Annotated in this window: 14 protein-coding genes; 6 read left to right on the forward strand and 8 right to left on the reverse strand. The window is 65.9% G+C overall.

Features of this window, described 5'->3' with window-relative positions:
* Positions 1–15: 15 nt before the first annotated feature.
* Positions 16–3,762, forward strand: coding sequence for a DUF4365 domain-containing protein (locus tag CRYAR_RS43090; protein ID WP_051570263.1), 3,747 nt, complete (start codon positions 16–18; stop codon positions 3,760–3,762).
* An 8-nt stretch (positions 3,763–3,770) separates the two neighbouring features.
* Here the strand turns inward: CRYAR_RS43090 and CRYAR_RS45280 are convergent.
* Both CRYAR_RS45280 and CRYAR_RS15355 read right to left on the reverse strand, forming a co-directional pair.
* Positions 3,771–4,642, reverse strand: a protein-coding gene (locus CRYAR_RS45280; protein ID WP_169744990.1) for an IS5 family transposase whose coding sequence is annotated in 2 segments (ribosomal slippage) — positions 3,771–4,253 and positions 4,256–4,642 — 870 coding nt in all. Because the reading frame shifts where the segments join, the coding sequence is not laid out codon by codon here.
* Between the two features lie 497 nt (positions 4,643–5,139).
* Positions 5,140–5,427, reverse strand: coding sequence for a hypothetical protein (locus CRYAR_RS15355; protein ID WP_035851507.1), 288 nt, complete (start codon positions 5,425–5,427; stop codon positions 5,140–5,142).
* A gap of 97 nt (positions 5,428–5,524) precedes the next feature.
* Here CRYAR_RS15355 and CRYAR_RS15360 point away from each other — a divergent pair, with 97 nt between their 5' ends.
* Positions 5,525–6,406, forward strand: a complete 882-nt coding sequence (locus CRYAR_RS15360; protein WP_211247461.1) for an SMI1/KNR4 family protein — start codon at positions 5,525–5,527, stop codon at positions 6,404–6,406.
* A 225-nt stretch (positions 6,407–6,631) separates the two neighbouring features.
* On the opposite strand, the gene CRYAR_RS15365 is transcribed toward CRYAR_RS15360, so the two are convergent.
* Complete coding sequence (locus tag CRYAR_RS15365) at positions 6,632–7,276, reverse strand: hypothetical protein (protein ID WP_157017707.1); 645 nt, start codon at positions 7,274–7,276, stop codon at positions 6,632–6,634.
* Between the two features lie 934 nt (positions 7,277–8,210).
* On the opposite strand from CRYAR_RS15365, the gene CRYAR_RS15370 reads away from it, so the two are divergent.
* The 3 genes from CRYAR_RS15370 (at position 8,211) to CRYAR_RS45285 (ending at position 10,062) form a co-directional block, all read left to right on the forward strand.
* Positions 8,211–8,633, forward strand: coding sequence for a DUF6313 family protein (locus CRYAR_RS15370; RefSeq protein WP_157017709.1), 423 nt, complete (start codon positions 8,211–8,213; stop codon positions 8,631–8,633).
* Positions 8,634–8,707: 74 nt separating this feature from the next.
* Positions 8,708–9,010: a hypothetical protein gene (locus CRYAR_RS47040; RefSeq protein WP_157017711.1), complete on the forward strand. Its 303-nt coding sequence runs from the start codon at positions 8,708–8,710 to the stop codon at positions 9,008–9,010.
* Positions 9,011–9,138: 128 nt separating this feature from the next.
* Positions 9,139–10,062, forward strand: a complete 924-nt coding sequence (locus CRYAR_RS45285) for a response regulator transcription factor (protein ID WP_169745034.1) — start codon at positions 9,139–9,141, stop codon at positions 10,060–10,062.
* 463 nt (positions 10,063–10,525) lie between these two features.
* On the opposite strand, the gene CRYAR_RS47045 is transcribed toward CRYAR_RS45285, so the two are convergent.
* Positions 10,526–10,780 carry a hypothetical protein gene (locus CRYAR_RS47045; RefSeq protein ID WP_157017713.1) on the reverse strand — a complete coding sequence of 85 codons (255 nt, stop codon included), beginning with the start codon at positions 10,778–10,780 and terminating at the stop codon, positions 10,526–10,528.
* Positions 10,781–11,149: 369 nt separating this feature from the next.
* Here CRYAR_RS47045 and CRYAR_RS15380 point away from each other — a divergent pair, with 369 nt between their 5' ends.
* Positions 11,150–11,365: a hypothetical protein gene (locus CRYAR_RS15380; protein ID WP_035851510.1), complete on the forward strand. Its 216-nt coding sequence runs from the start codon at positions 11,150–11,152 to the stop codon at positions 11,363–11,365.
* 177 nt (positions 11,366–11,542) lie between these two features.
* Here CRYAR_RS15380 and CRYAR_RS15385 read toward each other — a convergent pair whose 3' ends face one another.
* The 4 genes from CRYAR_RS15385 to CRYAR_RS43095 all read right to left on the reverse strand — a co-directional run bounded on the left by CRYAR_RS15385 (position 11,543) and on the right by CRYAR_RS43095 (position 17,207).
* A complete protein-coding gene (locus CRYAR_RS15385) occupies positions 11,543–13,420 on the reverse strand; it encodes a hypothetical protein (protein ID WP_169745035.1) in 1,878 nt (625 codons plus the stop codon).
* Positions 13,421–13,520: 100 nt separating this feature from the next.
* Positions 13,521–14,392 (reverse strand): IS5 family transposase gene (locus CRYAR_RS45290; protein WP_169744990.1). Its coding sequence is split into 2 segments (ribosomal slippage): positions 13,521–14,003 and positions 14,006–14,392, totalling 870 coding nucleotides; the frame shifts between segments, so codons are not numbered across the junction.
* Positions 14,393–14,418: 26 nt separating this feature from the next.
* On the reverse strand, positions 14,419–16,656 hold the full coding sequence (locus tag CRYAR_RS15400) for a P-loop NTPase family protein (RefSeq protein ID WP_035851513.1): 2,238 nt from the start codon (positions 16,654–16,656) through the stop codon (positions 14,419–14,421).
* Entirely contained in the window at positions 16,653–17,207 is a 555-nt protein-coding gene (locus tag CRYAR_RS43095) for a hypothetical protein (RefSeq protein WP_051570269.1), read from the reverse strand. The genes CRYAR_RS15400 and CRYAR_RS43095 overlap by 4 nt, the downstream gene beginning before the upstream one ends.
* Positions 17,208–17,450: the final 243 nt, after the last annotated feature.

Below are 17,450 nucleotides of genomic sequence, written 5' to 3' on the forward strand. Positions count from 1 at the left end.
CAGTGAAGGGGGAGCATGGCCGAGGAGGGGCTCGACAGCGAAAACCTCGGACGACTGGGCATGAACATCGTCGAGCGAATCGTCCTCCTATCCTTCCGGTGGGCGTTTCGCGACCAGACGATGATGGATGCCGGCATCGACGCGCACGTCGAGGTGAAAGACGCCGGCTTCGGCCACACCGGTCGGCTGCTGGCTCTACAGATCAAGTGCGGTCGAAGCTTCTTCACGAAGCCGTCCGGCGAGGGCTGGAGCTTTCCTTTCAACGATCGTCTCGCGAAGCTGTGGACCGGCCATGCGCTCCCGGTGATCGTGGTGCTGGTCGACCCAGATACCAGCGTCGCCTACTGGCAGCAGGTCACGCCGCAGACTGTTGAGTCGACCGGCAAGGGCAACCGGATCGTCGTGCCCCGCGTGAACACGGTGAGTACGGCCGCCGACGTGTGGAATCACATCGCCAGCGGGATCGAGCGAGAAGCGCAACTGCGCTACGACCAGCTTTTGACCGTCCTGCCGCCAGCCACGGTGGGCGTGCTTGAGCGGCTTCATGCTGATCGGCCGGAGGATGGCGCCGTGCTGGCCGTCCATCTAGCTGACGGCCGGGGCCAGCCGGAGGACACGGTCAAGGTGCTATTGAGCGCGTCGCCGATCTGGTTGACCCGGGCGGGAGGTGACGGCTGGCGGGCCGTCGCGAACTACGCCTTGGCGCACGACCACCCCGAACTCGCGTCGGTCGCATTCGAACGAGCCGCCGCCGACCAGGACGGCAGCCAAAAGGGCCGTCTGCTTGTTGCGGCGGCCCTGCCGCTGCTGCATGAGGATCGGGCACGCGCCGCCGACCTGCTCACCAGGGCGGAGCGGCTCGATGGCGCCCAGATCCTGGTGTCGCTGGCAAAGGCGATCCTCGACCATCCGCACGCCGACGCCTCCGCGTGGACGCTCCCGCCGGATCTCGATCTGGCGTCGGATCAGGTGCAGCAAGACGGTGTGGTCCAGGCGATATTGGCCGGACATGCCGTGCAAGCAGGTGACCTGAACGCCGCGATCCGGTATGGAAGCACAGCGTTGGAGCTGCAGCCGGACGACACCGCCATCATGATGATGCTCGCCGACGCCTATTTTCGCCGCTCTCAGAGTTCACGGTCTGAGCCGGACGACCTCCAGCGCGCTTGCGCTCAGCTCATTCGTGTCGTGGAACAGCGCCACCGGTGGAGCGGACCCACTGGCGAACCACTGGAAAACCTACTTCGCCAGCTCGGCGTCTCCGAGGACTACGAGGCGATGCTGCGGCACGCGGTCGGCCCTCCGTTCGGGGAAGCGCTGCCGGACGAGGCCGACCGCCCAGTAGTGCGCCAACACGCCGTCATGGCCGCGCTGACCCTCGGCGAGACAACGCTCGCACAGCGACTTGCCGACGGGCTCGATGAGTCGCCCCGAGCCCAGACGCTGGCGGCCCGGGCCCGCGGTGAGGAGATTGCCCCCGGCCGTCTCGTCGACCTCTGGACGCAGGCCTTCGCGGCGGCAGAGTCTGCTGGTGACGCCTGGCGCGTGGTGGACGCCGCCATGCAACTGGCCGAACTCGGCGTCGACGTTTCCGGACGCCTGACGCAGCTGGTCGAGCGGTCCATGATCACCGCCATCGTTCAGCGTCGCATCCACGCCATCGCCGAAGCCGAACAGCACCTCGACAGCGCGATCCCGGCCCTCCGTGCGCTGACCCCGACAGACCCCACAGCGGCTGAGGCACTTATTAGCCGTCTGGCCCTCGCTGGCCGCCTCGACGAGGCGCTCGCGGCCTGCGACCTGGCCCAACGGACTCTGCGGCAACCGGTATTCACCGCTCAGCGGGCGTACCTCCTACGCCAGGCCGGCCGGATGGAAGAGGCCGAATCAGCTGCGCGCGACGCGCTGGCGGACCCTCACCTCGGGCCTAGCGACCGGCGGCGCCTCCTCACTTTCCTGGTCGAACGCGCGCTGGACCGCCGGGACGGCAGAGACGCCGAGCGGCACGTGATGGCCGCCATCCGGACCATGACGACGCCATCCCGCTGGCTGGTCTGGTATCTCGTCCACGCCCAGCTGATGCAGCTCGATCCGAGCAGGGCCGCGACGACGTTGCGCCACTACCGGCCGCAGGCCGAGAGACCCACCGAAGGCAGAGCGTGGCTGCAGGCCATGGCCGGCGAAACCTGGGATCCTCTGGACGCCAAGCAAGCGCTGGCAATGGCAACAGGTTTCCGCAACGCCGACCCACCGCTGGCCGCAGGGCTGCTCACCGCTCTCGTTCGTAACACGCGCACCGAGCCGCACCCGCAGACCGAGGACACGGATGCCGCGGAGCTTGTCGCCATCGACGATCTGGAGTCCGGTGACCCTCGTTCGATGGTCCCGGACGACCTTTACGTGGCCGCGTTCGGCGCGTTGAACGACCTCATCGACGCGCACGGACCGCTCCTCGGCCTGCGCCGCGTGGACGGCTCTCTTGATGCCCTCGCTGCAGAGCTGGCTGAATCAGCGTCCGCACGGGACCACAGCCAGCTGGCTGAGTTGGTCGAACGGGTAAGGGCTGGCCGGATACCGCTGGGGATGCTGGCCACCATGCTCGGAATTCCTTACGGCCTCGCCTTGATACAGCGCGCGTCCGGTGTCCAAGTCGCTGCCTCCGTAGCCGACGCTGAACACGACGCCGACGTTCAGGCCGCCGCGGCAGCCCTCAACACCCACGTGGCCGTGGAGACCTCCGCGCTGATGCTGCTGAGCCAGCTTTCCCACGGAGAGGAACTCATCGGCCGGTTTGCCGGCTTGCACCTTCCGTTCGACAGCCGCCGCGACATCATCCTCGCCCGCATCGAGGCCCGCGGTGAGGCCGCGGGAGCGGGCCGGCTCGGCTGGGACGAACACCATGGGCAGCCGATCTTCTATCCTCTGACTTCGACCGAACGCCTCACCATGCTGCGTCGCGCCAACGCCCTCGACCAGATCTCAGCGCACACCCTCTACGAGCCGGTAGACGCGCTACCGGACCTCCGCGACGCCGACCCTGCCGTGTTTGGGCCATGGGCAGGTCCGATCCAACTCGCCAGAACCAACGGCTGGACGCTGTGGAGCGACGATGTTGCCGTCCGCCAGTTCGCCCGCGCCCTCGGCGTGCCGGCTTTCGGGACGCCCGCACTGATCGAGGCCCTAACCGTCCGCTCGATCGAGGAGGTCCTCGCCAGCACTGGGGACCAAAAGCGCGTCGATGCCTTGCTCGCCTGGCAGCACGAAGCCGTCCGGGTATTCGTCGCCGAGTTCATCGTGGATGTCCCCGCAACTCTCGGCGACGTTCTGGCTCAGGCCGCCGCCGACGGCTGGACGGCCCGCGCCGGTGCCGCTGTACTGACTCGCCCGTCCTGGTGGCTCTGGCAAGAGAAGCCACTAGCCAATCTGCTCACTATCTACGAGCACGTCACGCAGCATGAGCCCGATGCCCTTCCTGCCTGGCAAATGGCCGCCATGGAGGGACTAGCCGCTCTGTTCCTCACAGATCCACAGACCGCCTACGTCTGGATTACCGCGATAGCCCTCCTCGGCTTCGCCGCCCCGCCGGGCACCGCCGCCATCGAGGGCGGACTTTCCCGCGCAACCGCGATCGCGCACCGACGCCAGCTCCTCAGTCCGCCCGAGCCGCTGACCCTCGCGGTGGACCTTCTCACTGAGCACGGCGTTGTCGCCGACCCGGAAGCGTTTCTCGCGGAAGTGCACCTCGAGCTAGGGCCTGTTTGAAAAGCTGGTCACCGTAGCCATTCGTTGATCGCGGCGATGTGCAGCGTCGTGAGAAAGCGGACGGCGAGTTTGTCGTAGCGAGTCGCGACCGCCCGGTAGCGCTTGAGGCGGTTGATCCCGCACTCGACCGCGTGGCGCTGCTTGTAGGTCTCGGCGTTGAACGTCGGTGGGCGGCCGCCGGCGCTGCCGCGACGTCGGCGGTGGGCCAACCGGTCGGCTGGTTCGGGGATGGTGGCGCGGATTCCGCGTCGGCGCAGGTAGACGCGGTTGGCGCGGGATCCGTAGGCCTTATCGGCTAGGACCCGCGCCGGCCGTGTCCTGGGCCTGCCGACTCGACCGGGGACACCGATCGCGTCGATCACCGGCTGGAACTGCGGCGCGTCTCCGGCCTGCCCGGCGGTGACCAGCAGCGACAGCGGACGCTGTCCGCCCTCGGCCGCGAGATGGATCTTGGTGCTCAACCCGCCGCGTGACCGTCCCAGACCATGGTCGTTGGGCTCTGCGGTGCACCCTCCCGGCGGTTGTTTCTGATCGACCCCCTTTTACGGGCGCCCGCGGCGTGCTGGTGAGCCCGGACCACGGTGGAGTCGACGGACACGTCCCAGGTGATCAGCCCCCGGGCCTGGGCGCGGGACTGCAGATCGGACACGATGCGCGCCCAGGTCCCGTCCCGCTGCCAGTCCCGGAACAGCGCATACGCGGTCTCCCACGGCCCATACCGTTCGGGCAGGTCCCGCCACGGCGCCCCGGTCCTCACCCGCCACCGGATCCCATCAATGACCTGCCGCCGCGAACGCGGCGGCCGACCACCCGGCTTAGCCGACGGCAACACCGCCGACAAGACTTCCCACTCCGCATTCGTCAGATCACCACGAGCCACGCATCACCCAACGAACGAAGCGCTTTTCAAACACGCCCTAGCCGCCGTGGATTTCGGCATCGGCACGGTGGACACGACATCATCCACGCAGCGCTCCGTCGGGGCAGCGTGTGGCTATTGCTGACGGCTACGGTCGGTGCTCGTCTGGCCGATCGGATGGGGGTGGTGGTTGTGGCCCGTCGTCGTGGCGAGCGGTTGCCGGAGGTGCGGCTGCGTGCTCCGCAGTTCGTTCCGATGACGCAGGGAGCTACCGTCTCTGGCATTGCGTGCGGTCGAAGAAGCGACCGCCCTGGATAGCCCCTGGTCGCAGAGCTGGACGACCGAGCGAAGCCGCGCGGACGCACTGGCCGCTATCGCGCGCATTCGCGAGGCCCTTACCGACCGCTGAAAGCGGCTGACAGCTTTCGAGGCGGCCCGTCACACGCACCCCTGCGCGCCGTAGCGAAACTGAGACTGCGGAACATACTCATCTGCCGCCGAGGGCTTGAGCTGTCAGGTCAGTTCTCGGCCGTGGGTGACGCCGCGCAGCGGCGACGGAATTCCGATTGCCACTGGCGCACCTGATCATCGTCGTGGAGCAGCGACCCGTCCGGCCCGGACTCGAGGTCGATTCCGCCAAGCAGGCCGATCGCCGACCAGATCACCTCGTCGTCGATCGCGGTCGGCGAGTGAAGCCATGTGGCTGCCCACTGATCCGCTGCGTCGCGAGTTCGCGAGCCATCGAGCACTCCGGTGAACCACGCGTCGACCTCGGCGCGGGTGGGCGCTGGCTGTTCAGATATCACCCGAACACCGTGGCAGACGCCGACTCGAACGCACGCTCGTGCCGCTGACGGCGAGCGACGATGGCGTGGGCCTCCGATGACGCGGCACGATACGCGTGTGCGTGTTGAGCGTCTGAGTTTCTTCGTGGAGTCTGTCGAGGCCGTTCCCGAGGGCTGGCGGCTCGAGGGTGTGCCGGGCTATCACCCCATCAACTGGGCTCGTCCGGGGGACCGTTTCGATCAGGCCTGTCGTGAGAACGGTGGGGACGCGCGGGACGTGGCCCTGGTGGTGGTGGAGTTGAGCGAGTCGTGCACCGTCGTGCGGGGTACGGGCGGCGACCTGCTCCGGTCTGACGACATCATTTCCGGCGAGCGTCTGACCGACGACAGCGACGCTGGTGTAGGGCTGCTTCCTTGGCGGGATGCAACGGAGTCCCTGGCCGCGATTCTGGGTTTGACTCCGCTCGACGGCCGGTCTGGCACCGGATTCGACTGGTCATCTGTCGAGAGGGAGCTCGGTGCCGTATTGCCACCCGACTACAAGCGGTTCGTCGACGGGTACGGCGCCGGCCTGGTCGACGGTCACATCACCGTGTGCGCTCCGGATGCACCGCACGACTGGGCAGACTTGGTGCCGCATAACACTTGGGCCCAGCAATGCGTCCGTCTCGACTTCGCCGGCCCGGAGAAGCATGCCGGCGACTGGCCCGTGGGTGATCCGACGTACTGGACACCAGACCGAGAATACGTTCCTTCCTGGTTCGAGCCGGGAGATGAGCTGATCTCGTGGGGGCACACCGGCAACGGCGACCTGCTCTTCTGGCACGTCGAGCCGGGTACGGCCGCTAGCGACTGGCCCGTCGTCATGAAAGAGGAGGGTCCGTACTGGGAGCAGTACCCTGCCGGCTTCTCATCCACGCTCGCCAGCCTGCTGACCGGGAAAATTCAATCTAAGTACCTGAGTCATTGGCTCGGCGGGCCGCATTCCTACCGTCTTTGATGCGACCACTCAGGGCGACAATCCCGTGCAGCTAGACGAGCGCTCCGTCGTCCCGAAAGAACTCGCGAAGGCCGGTGATTGAGTCGGGTCACCACGACACGTCGAGGGCCGCAGCACTTGGCCACCGCCGCCCGACGTACCGCACGAGACGCGTCGATGAACCGCGCGCACGAACATCCGCTCTTGCCGCCGAGCGCGCGTAGCGCACTCCAGCCGCGTGGCAATTCAGCTGAGTCGTTCGCGTTGCCCGGTGAGGCGGTGCCCGTCTGGGTCGAGGAACTCGATCAGATCGATTAGGGCGTTCTGAGCGTGAACCAGTCGTTCAGGGCGCTTGCCGGGCAATGCATCGACGGCTGCACCCAGCCGATCGAACCAGCGACCGAATCCCGGGTCATCGAGCTTCTGGACGAATGAGGCGTAACCTAGGCAAACAGCTCCGCTGGCCTGCTCTGCGCTATTTGTGGCCACGGCCATCAGTTCCCCGATGGCCCGCTGTTCGCCCCGGTATATGTAGTAGTCGTCTCGCCAGGCCGAGGTGCTGGCGAACGCGTGCCGGACGCCCTCTATGCGCTCCAGCAGCAGGCGGGTATCCTCGGCCGCTCCGAGATCGAGGAATTGAAGGTCGCGTCGGATCACTTCTAGCCACCCGAAGAACTCGGCGATTACATACAGAGTGTTCATCCGGAAGTATTCTGGATGGCGACCGCCGCGGAAGCCGTTCGGTCGCAACACGTTGAAGATGCGGCTTTGCAGGTCAGAGGACGACAAAAGCAGTGGATCCCGGTAACGCGCCACGAGTTGGCGCGCTTGTTCGGCCTTGCTCTCGGCCTCGCGTTTGCGGGCAAGCTCGTCAGCGAGTTCGGCGCTCATCCGAGTCTGCTCTATCTGTAGCGTGGACACCTCGCGGGCTGATCGCCGCCGAGACACCTCGCTGAATACCGCCGAGAACACTGATACTGCGGCAGCGATCCCGGCAACTAGCAACGCCGACGTTGAAGCCGACACGAGGCCCTCCGTCCCCTCACGAGCGCCGCGGCCACGACGCCAGCGCAGAGTATTCGAAGTGACGCAAGGGCGGCTGGAAGCGTCAGGACGTCGTTAGCCTCCGCCGAGTCTCGCGTACAGGATTCTGCGGCAGCAACATCCGCTTCTGCCGCAGTAAGGTTTGGCAGCGGCGCGTCGGTCTCGTCTGCGACGGCCCCGTTTGGCGAGCGCCTGCCATTGCTTGTGCGGGCCTTGTGCGGACGAGCGTCGGGCCGGGAAGTGTGCGCTACCCGGCCCGAGGTGTCTGGAGCGTCAGCCGCAGTAGGAGTAGAAGTCCGGCAACCACTGGTTGGTGGTGTCGAGCGTCGGGGGGAGAGGCAGTCCCAGATTTCGGCGCCGGCGTCGGAGAGTCATTTTGGGCGGGTGGGGATCGGTTGTCCGCTAATGCGAACGTTTGGGCCCGGCGGCGCGGGCAGCCCGGTTACGTCGAGATCCGAGAATGCGGGCGGGAGCGGCCGGGTGGTCACGATCCTCCTCGGAAGATCGGCGCGCTGGGCCGGCCGGCGGAACCATGGGGGCGGAGTCTCGCTCGGTCCCCGGCAAGACTTGCATCCAATGAGGTGCCGCACCCCGCCAGCCGCTCCACGCCAGAGTCCTGGGTGATCTGCCACCTGCGGTCGGCGCCGCCTCCTCACCTCGGCTATGTCTTAGACAGTTTTCCCCGTCGCATGGTCGAGGGGGAAAGAGTCCCCCATGTGGAGGCGGCATGCCCCCCAAGTAGTGGACTGCATGCTCGGTCGCAATCGCTAGTGTGGCCCTCATGCAGCCACGCGACGTGGAGGCGGTCCCTTCGCGTGGAATCGCGCTAACACCGCCGCCACCGGACCGCATCCGTGATCGACTGCGGCGTCGGCTGCTCGCGATGCTCGGAACTCGAGTCGGACTGAATCACTGGCTTATGACCCGTGGCACCGTTCTGCTAGCGGGCTTCATTGCCTTGTATCTCCTCAATGGTCTCGTCATCGGGTGGAAGACGGCCTACGACGTCACAATCGGCATCACGTCGCCAGGTGACCGGTCGATCTCGGTGCCTGCCCTCGCCTGGGCCCTTTCCGCTGCAGGATGGCTCGCAGCCCCAGCCATATTCGGCGCGGTCGCCGGTGTCGTCATCGGTGCTGCCGTCAACCATCGGCGAACGCAGTCCATCGGCGACGTCTTGACCAAGAGGGGTAGCGACCAATGAGCAGCGGTTGGGCTGCCATACCTCGTAGGTTGACTGGTGCCCGACGGGACGCCCAGCTGAAAGCGACGGCTCGCATGACGCTTCCGCCGCTCAAAGATCTGGTGTATCAGGACTGCGGGTACAACGTCCCGCCAGGATTTACCGAAGACTTTGTACGTCTGCACGAGGGCGGCTGGGACATCGCCGAGAGAGACTGGGAGCGGATCGTCGTCCTTGTCTTGGACACCGATGCAGTGCATCCCAAGTCAAACGGCATCCAGGCGATTCGTGAGGCAGTCGAGGCAGCTGCAGCGTTCCTACATGACGACTATGAGTGGCCATGGTGCCCGATCTGCCAGCGTGGTACAGACGTCGAGAGACGGGAGGAGCCCGCGTGAACGCCGCTAAGCCGGGCGCTGGGCCTCCTGGGAGCTTCCGAGCGCTTGCAGCCCGACTACTCGACGAGTCCTTCCCTGCTCGCAGCGCCAGATGGAAGAGCGCCTACCTCGACCGTGTAGCGGATCGGATGGTCGCGTCGAGCGCGTCGCGACAATCGAGCGGTCCGGAGGACAGCGACGACATACGCCCTTCAGGCCAACAACCCCCCTCCCAAACGTCGGATCCGGGCGTCATCCGGGTCTTCGTCATCGACGATGACGAGATCCTTCTGCATGGCATCGATGCCTGGCTATGCCAAGGAAATGCCGCCTTCGGCGGTCCGACCGATGGTTTGGAAATACGGGTCGTCGCAACCGCCAAGTCGGTGACCGAGCTCCTCTCCACCCACTGGCAGGGGCAGAACCCGGCGCCCCCGCCCAACCCGAACAGCGGCATCCCATTGGCGGGGTACAACGATGGCCACCACCGCAGCCACAACATCAGTCGCCCGGCCGTTCCACCCGTGCGTCGCGGCCCGTACGCCGAGGAGCCGCCGCGGCCGCGCCTTAGTCCGGTGGCGTTGATGGATCTGCGTCTACGGGACGGCCGGCGGGTAGCCGAGAACGTGCGTGCGCTGATTGAAGCCGGTTATGCCGTCGTCACCTGCAGCACGATCGACGACGCCGGGCTGGTGCACGAGGTCGGCCGGGCGGGCGCGTTGAGTTACGTCCGTAAGGCCCGGGAGGCCGGTGACATGCGTCAGGCTCTGGCGGCCGCCGCGCGCGGTGAGAGATACGTCTCGCAGAGCCACGCGGCGCTGATCCAGCGGGCCCGGTCCTACGGCGTGCCAGAACTGTCCGGCCAGGAACGGGAGGCACTGCGGCTCTACGCGTCCGGGCTGACGATGTCGAGCGTCGCCCGGCGGCTCAACGTCAAGCAGGGCACCGCGAAGAGTTATCTCGACAGGGTGCGGGACAAGTACGAGCAGGCCGGACGCGCTGCCCGAACAAGGCTGGAGTTGCGGGATCGCGCCATCGAAGACGGTGTACTCAACTCGCCCACGATCGAATGATCAATGCATCCACTCAGAGTAGTAACCGCACGTTGGTGCGGAATGACGCGGCCCGGAACGCGGCGTGCGTTCCAGGCCCGGAGTTCGAGGACTTCAGCTGCAGTAGTTCTTGTAGTCCCAGCAGTCGTTGTAGCGCTTCTTGCGGTGGCGGCGCCTGCGCGGCCTGCACTCGTTGTAGTCCCAGTCGTTGCAGGGGACGTAGTCGTAGCAGCCGCTCAGGTCGTCCAGGCTCCGTGAAGTTTGTGGTCGGGCGTTTTCTCTGTGTGCCAATAGGTTCGCGCGGATCGGGCGACGGCTCGATCGGCGTGGCAACGGCAGGAACATTCACGTCCGAACACTGGCTCATGCCGTCGTTAGAAGGTTCACGGGTCGGCCAGCTGGAACGGCTTGAAACGGTGGGCACCGGGAAGCCGTGCTTCCCGGTGCTCCGTCTGCAGGGTCGAATCCCTGTTTCAGGTCACTTTCAGCTTTGGAACCACGGGCGTCCATCCAGGTATGCATCGAAGAGGTGCGCTGGAATATCCACCACATAGTCTGGATCAAAGCGACAGGCGCTGAACGCCGACTCTGTCACCCGGTGTTTTGACTCCCCGATGATGAGATAATTTACCGTCGTGCCTCGCACCCTTGCGAGGAAGGTGTTTCGGCTCAAATCTGGACCCCATGCGATGCTGCCAGTATCGCCTCGCGGCTCGATGACTTCGGTGGTCTCGAACATGGTGTGAAATGTTCGGTCCGTCCGGAAGGCGCGGCGATACCCGTCCGGGTCGATCAGGTACCACTGTCGACTGCCCGGACTGTGAACGACATGACAAAACAAATCGGGGCGCGGTGATGATGCAACCGCGGCATTCGTTGGAACTATTGAACCGAAGATCGCGACTGCTGCAGTCAAGCATATTTCGCGGTAGGCTCGCATCTTGACCCATCTATAGTGGTGACGTTGTTCGCTGGGTCGAGACGGTACAACGTGGATTGTCAATTCCTGATGCCGCGACACGCGCAAACGCCATTAACGTTAGAGGTAATAGGTCGCTGACAAAGATCCCGCGATACGGGACTCAGTTGGAGAACCGAACTAACGCTCATGCCGCCGAGCGAGTACTCGGCCGCGTTGTTGCAGTCCAAGCCGGCGGCGATCAGAGACGGGTGCCGTTCGCACTTCTCCGCCAGCGTGTTCAACGCGTCGCCCCAGGACGGCCATCTGCTCGGCGATCCTCAGCCGCTAGCGCTCCAGCAGCGCCATTCGCCGGCCGTGCTCGCCGCTCCTTCGGCGAGCACGCGTGAGAAGGCTCAGCAGTAGGCGGTACACGTAGGTTTTGGCAACGTCTATTAGCGCCTATGCGATGTACATCGCGACGGACGGCCGATCCAGCACAAACGGTTGAAGCCGAGGTTCATCGCGGAACTCGGCTGCCGACGAACCCGACCGTTACCGTCCGGTGCTGAGCGGAGGTGCGGCCGCCCGAATTCTTCAAGACTACTCCGGCGACCACACGAGGTCAGCCTGCGACATGGCTCGGCTTAGAGCGAGCAGCGTCTCGCCGCCGTCAATGTCATAAAGCAGCCCGGCGCCCCCGGCGATACGCCGAGCCACCCCAACTAGGCTGACAAGTGTCTCATCGCGCAGAGCTGAGCGCCACGCATCGACGTCCCCGTCGCGTATCGCCGTCGCCGCGCGCACTTCGGATGCGACAAGCGGTGGGTACCCGCCGGGCGGCGGCAGTTCAGCGGCCTGCATAGCGATCTCAGCGGCGGTCTGGCGTGCGTGGTACGGACTGCCGAGCCGGGCTGCGCGCGCGAGCAGCGGATCCGCCTCGACGGTCTCTTCCGCGAGTTTTTGGAGAATGATGGCGGCAGCTGGTGGCCGGGTCGCGTAATAGTCGCCGGCGTCCAGCTGCGACAGAGCTTCGTGGGTCCAGTCGCTATCCCGACTGTCACCTAGCTCCCTAAGTATTGGCACCGCTAACGAGAAGAAGCCGGGTCGCATGCCCGCAGGGAGCGCGGGAATCAGCAGTTCGAATTCATCGATGAGGCGTCGTGCGCGGCCTCGGTCGTCCTTGATTAGGGCTTGAGCCGCGATCCGCAGTGCTGCTTCCGCCTGCTCCACCGGGTCGGTGATGCGGGAACGGAGGTTGTCCGCAATGGCACGCGCACCGATGGCCTCGTTCAGGATCGCTGTTGTCCGTAGGGCAAGCTGATGTCTGCTCAGGGTCACGTACTTCGTCATGGCGGCCGCCCAGTCTCGCATGATCTGGTCAAGGCCTGCGATCCTGATCTGGAAGTTGAGCGTTGTGAGCACGTCGGCTGCCGCCACAATGCCCCCGAGCTCCAGCTGCTGGTGATTGGCGATGAGCCGCTCGAAGCGGTCGGTGTCGCCCGAGATGAGCAGTGCCTCTGCAGCCGGACCAAGACAGGCGGTGAACGCCTGGATGAACGAGAAACTGACATTGACCAGATCCTCTATCCGGTCGACTGCGGCGTCAACGGCGGCACGGTCGCCCGTTTCGGCGAGCAAAGGTAGGACGGGCGCATTGGTCTCGACCACCCGTTCCCACTCCATGCCCTGCGCTTGCATTTCGAGCCGCCTCTGCGGGTCAATTTCGGCGAGGTAGGGGCGTAGCCGCAGCGCGACTTCGACGTCATTCGATGTCGCCAAGGTCTCACCCTGTGCGAGGGCTGCCTGGCACAGCTCGGCGGCGTCAAGCGGGTGACGGGAAGCCAACTGCTGGGCGAAAGCTTTACGCCAGGCGACGGCTGCCTCGACGTTCCTCGGCCTTTGCGCCTCGGTAAGCACCTCGGCGAGGATATCGAGTGCCTCTGTGGCTCGGGCTGCCTCGGCGAGGCTGAAGGCGATCTCGGTGTCGAGTGCCCAGGGTGCGGCGAAATGGGCGTGTAGTCGCCGTCCAGCTGTGCGCACCATGTCGAGGGGCAGCCGCGCGTCCGCGTGCGCTCGCGCGACCCCGGTGAGAGCGGTCAGCGCGAACGTATTGTCGGCGATGGCTGACGCGTCGCTGAGCGTCATCTCGATCCCGGTCAGGTCACCGGCGGAGGCAAACGCCTCTGCGAACGCGGCAATGAGCTTGCCGCTGGAGCCGTATCCGTCATCCGGTGCATGCCGGACGTCGTGGTAGGCCGCCCGGAGAATCGCCTGATCACCAGCTGTGCCCAGCACCGGAGCGGCCCTCACGTATTCGTCGGCAGGCCATCGTTCACTACGCGCCGACGCGCGTAACGCGGCCAGGGCTCGGCCGGCCATCGCCCGCCGCTCGCGAGGGTCCGCGAGCACGGCGAGACCAGCGAACCATGCATCGGCCTTCGTCTGGGCATCGGGCATCCGATCGGCGATCTCAGCCACCGACTCGCCTGCGGCCACGAGGGCTTTAGTCGCATGATGGGCGGCTGCTTTGGCATTGGCCGCCAGCATTCGGGCGGCTAGGGCCTGTTTGAAAAGCTGGTCACCGTAGCCATTCGTTGATCGCGGCGATGTGCAGCGTCGTGAGAAAGCGGACGGCGAGTTTGTCGTAGCGAGTCGCGACCGCCCGGTAGCGCTTGAGGCGGTTGATCCCGCACTCGACCGCGTGGCGCTGCTTGTAGGTCTCGGCGTTGAACGTCGGTGGGCGGCCGCCGGCGCTGCCGCGACGTCGGCGGTGGGCCAACCGGTCGGCTGGTTCGGGGATGGTGGCGCGGATTCCGCGTCGGCGCAGGTAGACGCGGTTGGCGCGGGATCCGTAGGCCTTATCGGCTAGGACCCGCGCCGGCCGTGTCCTGGGCCTGCCGACTCGACCGGGGACACCGATCGCGTCGATCACCGGCTGGAACTGCGGCGCGTCTCCGGCCTGCCCGGCGGTGACCAGCAGCGACAGCGGACGCTGTCCGCCCTCGGCCGCGAGATGGATCTTGGTGCTCAACCCGCCGCGTGACCGTCCCAGACCATGGTCGTTGGGCTCTGCGGTGCACCCTCCCGGCGGTTGTTTCTGATCGACCCCCTTTTACGGGCGCCCGCGGCGTGCTGGTGAGCCCGGACCACGGTGGAGTCGACGGACACGTCCCAGGTGATCAGCCCCCGGGCCTGGGCGCGGGACTGCAGATCGGACACGATGCGCGCCCAGGTCCCGTCCCGCTGCCAGTCCCGGAACAGCGCATACGCGGTCTCCCACGGCCCATACCGTTCGGGCAGGTCCCGCCACGGCGCCCCGGTCCTCACCCGCCACCGGATCCCATCAATGACCTGCCGCCGCGAACGCGGCGGCCGACCACCCGGCTTAGCCGACGGCAACACCGCCGACAAGACTTCCCACTCCGCATTCGTCAGATCACCACGAGCCACGCATCACCCAACGAACGAAGCGCTTTTCAAACACGCCCTAGTTCAGCGCCGTCGGCGATGCTGCCCTCCAGGACCATCTGTTCAGCCACCTCGGATCCGACGGCAACCCGAGCCGTGCTCCGCTCGGCTAGACGCATGGCTAGCTCGTGGTCGCCCACCTTGGCGAGAGCCCTACACACCGTCGTCAGGGCTGCCGTGTCGGAGAACATCAGCCGCGTGGCTCGATCTGAGCAGGTGACCGAATCGCCGAGAACGGCGTAGGCATCGATGACGTCGGCGAGGAGCCCTTGCTCAGGACTCGGCTGTACCGGGTCGGCCCGGTCGATGAATTCGACCACGAGGTCCACCCCGGCACGGTCGGCGGCTTGGGCGAACCCGCCGAGCATGCGGGATATCGCGGGTATCGGAAAGAAGCCAGCAGCATCCATGACCGCCAGGCTGGTGCGTAACGCGCCGCACCCGATGGCATGCTCGCCGGCTCGTACGAGCTCCATGCCGGCGGCCAGAAAAGCCACTGCCCGACCGGACGGGTCACGAACGGACTCCGCCAAGCCGATGGCCAGCCGCGAGGCCCCAGCGCGACCGGCGGCAGCGATCAGATCTTCCGGCACCGAAAGGGCCGCCGCGGCGAGGTTCGCCAGCAGCCAGCGGGCCCGAACCTCGGCCACCAGTGCACCTGTGCCCGAGATCCGCGACGCAGTGTCGACAGCGAGGCGGACGTCGACAGCGAACGATTCCAGCGACCCGTATCGGCGCGACTTCTCAAGCATCAGTGGCCTGCTGATCAGGTCGTCCAACTCCCGGAGCGAAACAGCGCCGGCTGCCACAAGGGCACTAACATGCTGGGCGAGATAGCTCATTGCATACTCGTCGGCGTCGCTCCATTCCACATCGCTCCAGGTGGCTTGCCCAGCGCGGTACGAGGACGCGATCCGTCGGTGCCCGTCCGTCACATTCAGGCGTTCGTGCAGGTAGTCACGGAAGGTGTCGTGGTAGACGCTGTATCCTCCGTCGTGTTCACGCACGAACTGCCGGATCACGCGAAGGCCCGAGACCAGTGGGCGATCGGGCAAGAACCGCTCGAGTTGGGAACGGGTCACCGGCGCGAAGGCGGCGGCCAGCAGCGTGAGCAGTGGCTCGACTGATCCTTCCCAGGCGGGCATTCGGTGCGCTGGCTGCGCGAGGTCGCCCGAGGGGAGTTCAACCCATTGGTCGCGCATCGCTCCGGCGACTTGGTCGACGAAGAATCGATAGAGACCGGTCAGGTCTTCGGGAAGTTCATCGAGACTGGCCTGCTCCGACGCCTGGATGCCCCGATACAGCGCGCTGAGGTACTGGAAATTCCCAGCGGCAAGGTCGACGGTTCGGGCGACGAACGCGTTCTCGTCAGCTCCGGCACGGGAGACTGCTCGGCGGATAATGGGGTTGGCGACCCGGCGGCGGGCGAATTGCAGAGCGTCCTGATTGACAACGCCCAGGTCAGCGCCTACGTGGTGCTCCTGAAGCCATTGTCGCTGACGGTCACGGAAGACACCGAGCAGGCTGTCGTCTGGCCGTGAGGCCAACACAACGAGGATGTTCGCCGGGAGCTGTGGGGCGTTCTCCAGCCAGCTCAGTATTGTTGGACCCCCCAGGTGGTAGCGCAGCTCGTCGAGGCTATCCACGAAGATCACGATGCGGGCCGCAGGGTCTTCGGCCGCGAGCACGGCGGCCGGATCGAGCAGCGCCAAGTACTGTAGGCTCTCCGGGCTGAGGAGGCGGTCTTCGAGGACAGCACGGCCGGCCCGAACGCCAATGACCTCACCTGCTGCGATCCTCACGTCCTGCTCTACCTGAATGGCCGTCTGATAAAACGGCGACAGGACCAGTTCCTCCACGTCGATGCCCACCGCGCGTGCCCCGGCACGGAGGGCGTCGATCCGCTGTCGGACCGCGATGCGGAGCCTGTCGGGACGAAACAAGGAGGGCCGCCGGCTCGCTAGCTGGTGGCCCAGCGCCAGCAAAAACGACTGCGCGTCTCCCGCCGACAGCGGCTGCCGACTGTCGCGTCGTACAAAATACCGCAGCGACTGACGGTCGTGGTCGGCTAGCCACGCCAGCGCGGCCGTTTTGCCGGCACCGGGTTCTCCCACCAGGAGCAGATACCGGCAGTTGGGATCCTGCAATGCGGCCTCAAACCGGTCTGCGAACCATGGCCGCGGCACGAAGTCCGGATCGTCGCGCACATACTGAGAAACGACGCCCTCGGCGAAGAGATCTGTCATCCGATCCGGCGGATCCGGAGTCCGGTCACGGAGCCGTCCTCACGCACCTCGCCGGCCGCCTGGTCGACCGCGATGTCGACGGCTCGTCCGATCGATTCGGCGTCTACGCCGGTTATTTCGCCCGATGCCTGGCTAATGCGCTGTGTGACAGTGAGCCGGGATCCCGTCTCCGCTCTGTCCTCGCCACGGAAAGTGAGTCGCTGTCCGTAGGCACGCTCCAGAATGTCTCGTGTTCGGCTAACTGCGGTAGCGAGTGACGCATCGCCCGGATCAACGTCGGACAAGCCGACCGCATACGGGGCCAGGTCCTGGATGAGGCGGACCAAGGTGGCCTCCTCGAGCTGAATGGTCCCGGTGTCCAGCTCAACACCAACCGGCACGCCATCGAGGACATCGGTTTCAGCCACGGGAACCTCAAGGGCGTCGTCCGAGTTCCTCTGCCGTCGGTCACGCCAGGCTTTGAGTACCTCGGTCGCCTGTGCGAACAGAAACTTGATGCTCTCTGTCGCTGCAGTCCCGCCGAGCGTCGCCCAGGTCAACGGATCTGTCACAACCCACCCCCTATGCCCAAAGGGTACAGTGACCGGCGATTTCCAGGGACCGTCCAACCAGGTGGAGTCAGCTTCGTTGTCCCGGCGACCCACGGCGGGAATCCCTCGGTCGAGCTCCAAGCCGGGGGGCGCAATACGCGAGTGACTGCCGCTGCGGACGATCTCGATTAACCGTCCTGCAGAAGCTCAGGAAGCTACCATGTCAGCGATGCGGAGGCACGCCGTAAATGCTCCTGTCTCGGC

It is taken from the genome of Cryptosporangium arvum DSM 44712 (assembly GCF_000585375.1).
GTDB lineage: Bacteria > Actinomycetota > Actinomycetes > Mycobacteriales > Cryptosporangiaceae > Cryptosporangium > Cryptosporangium arvum.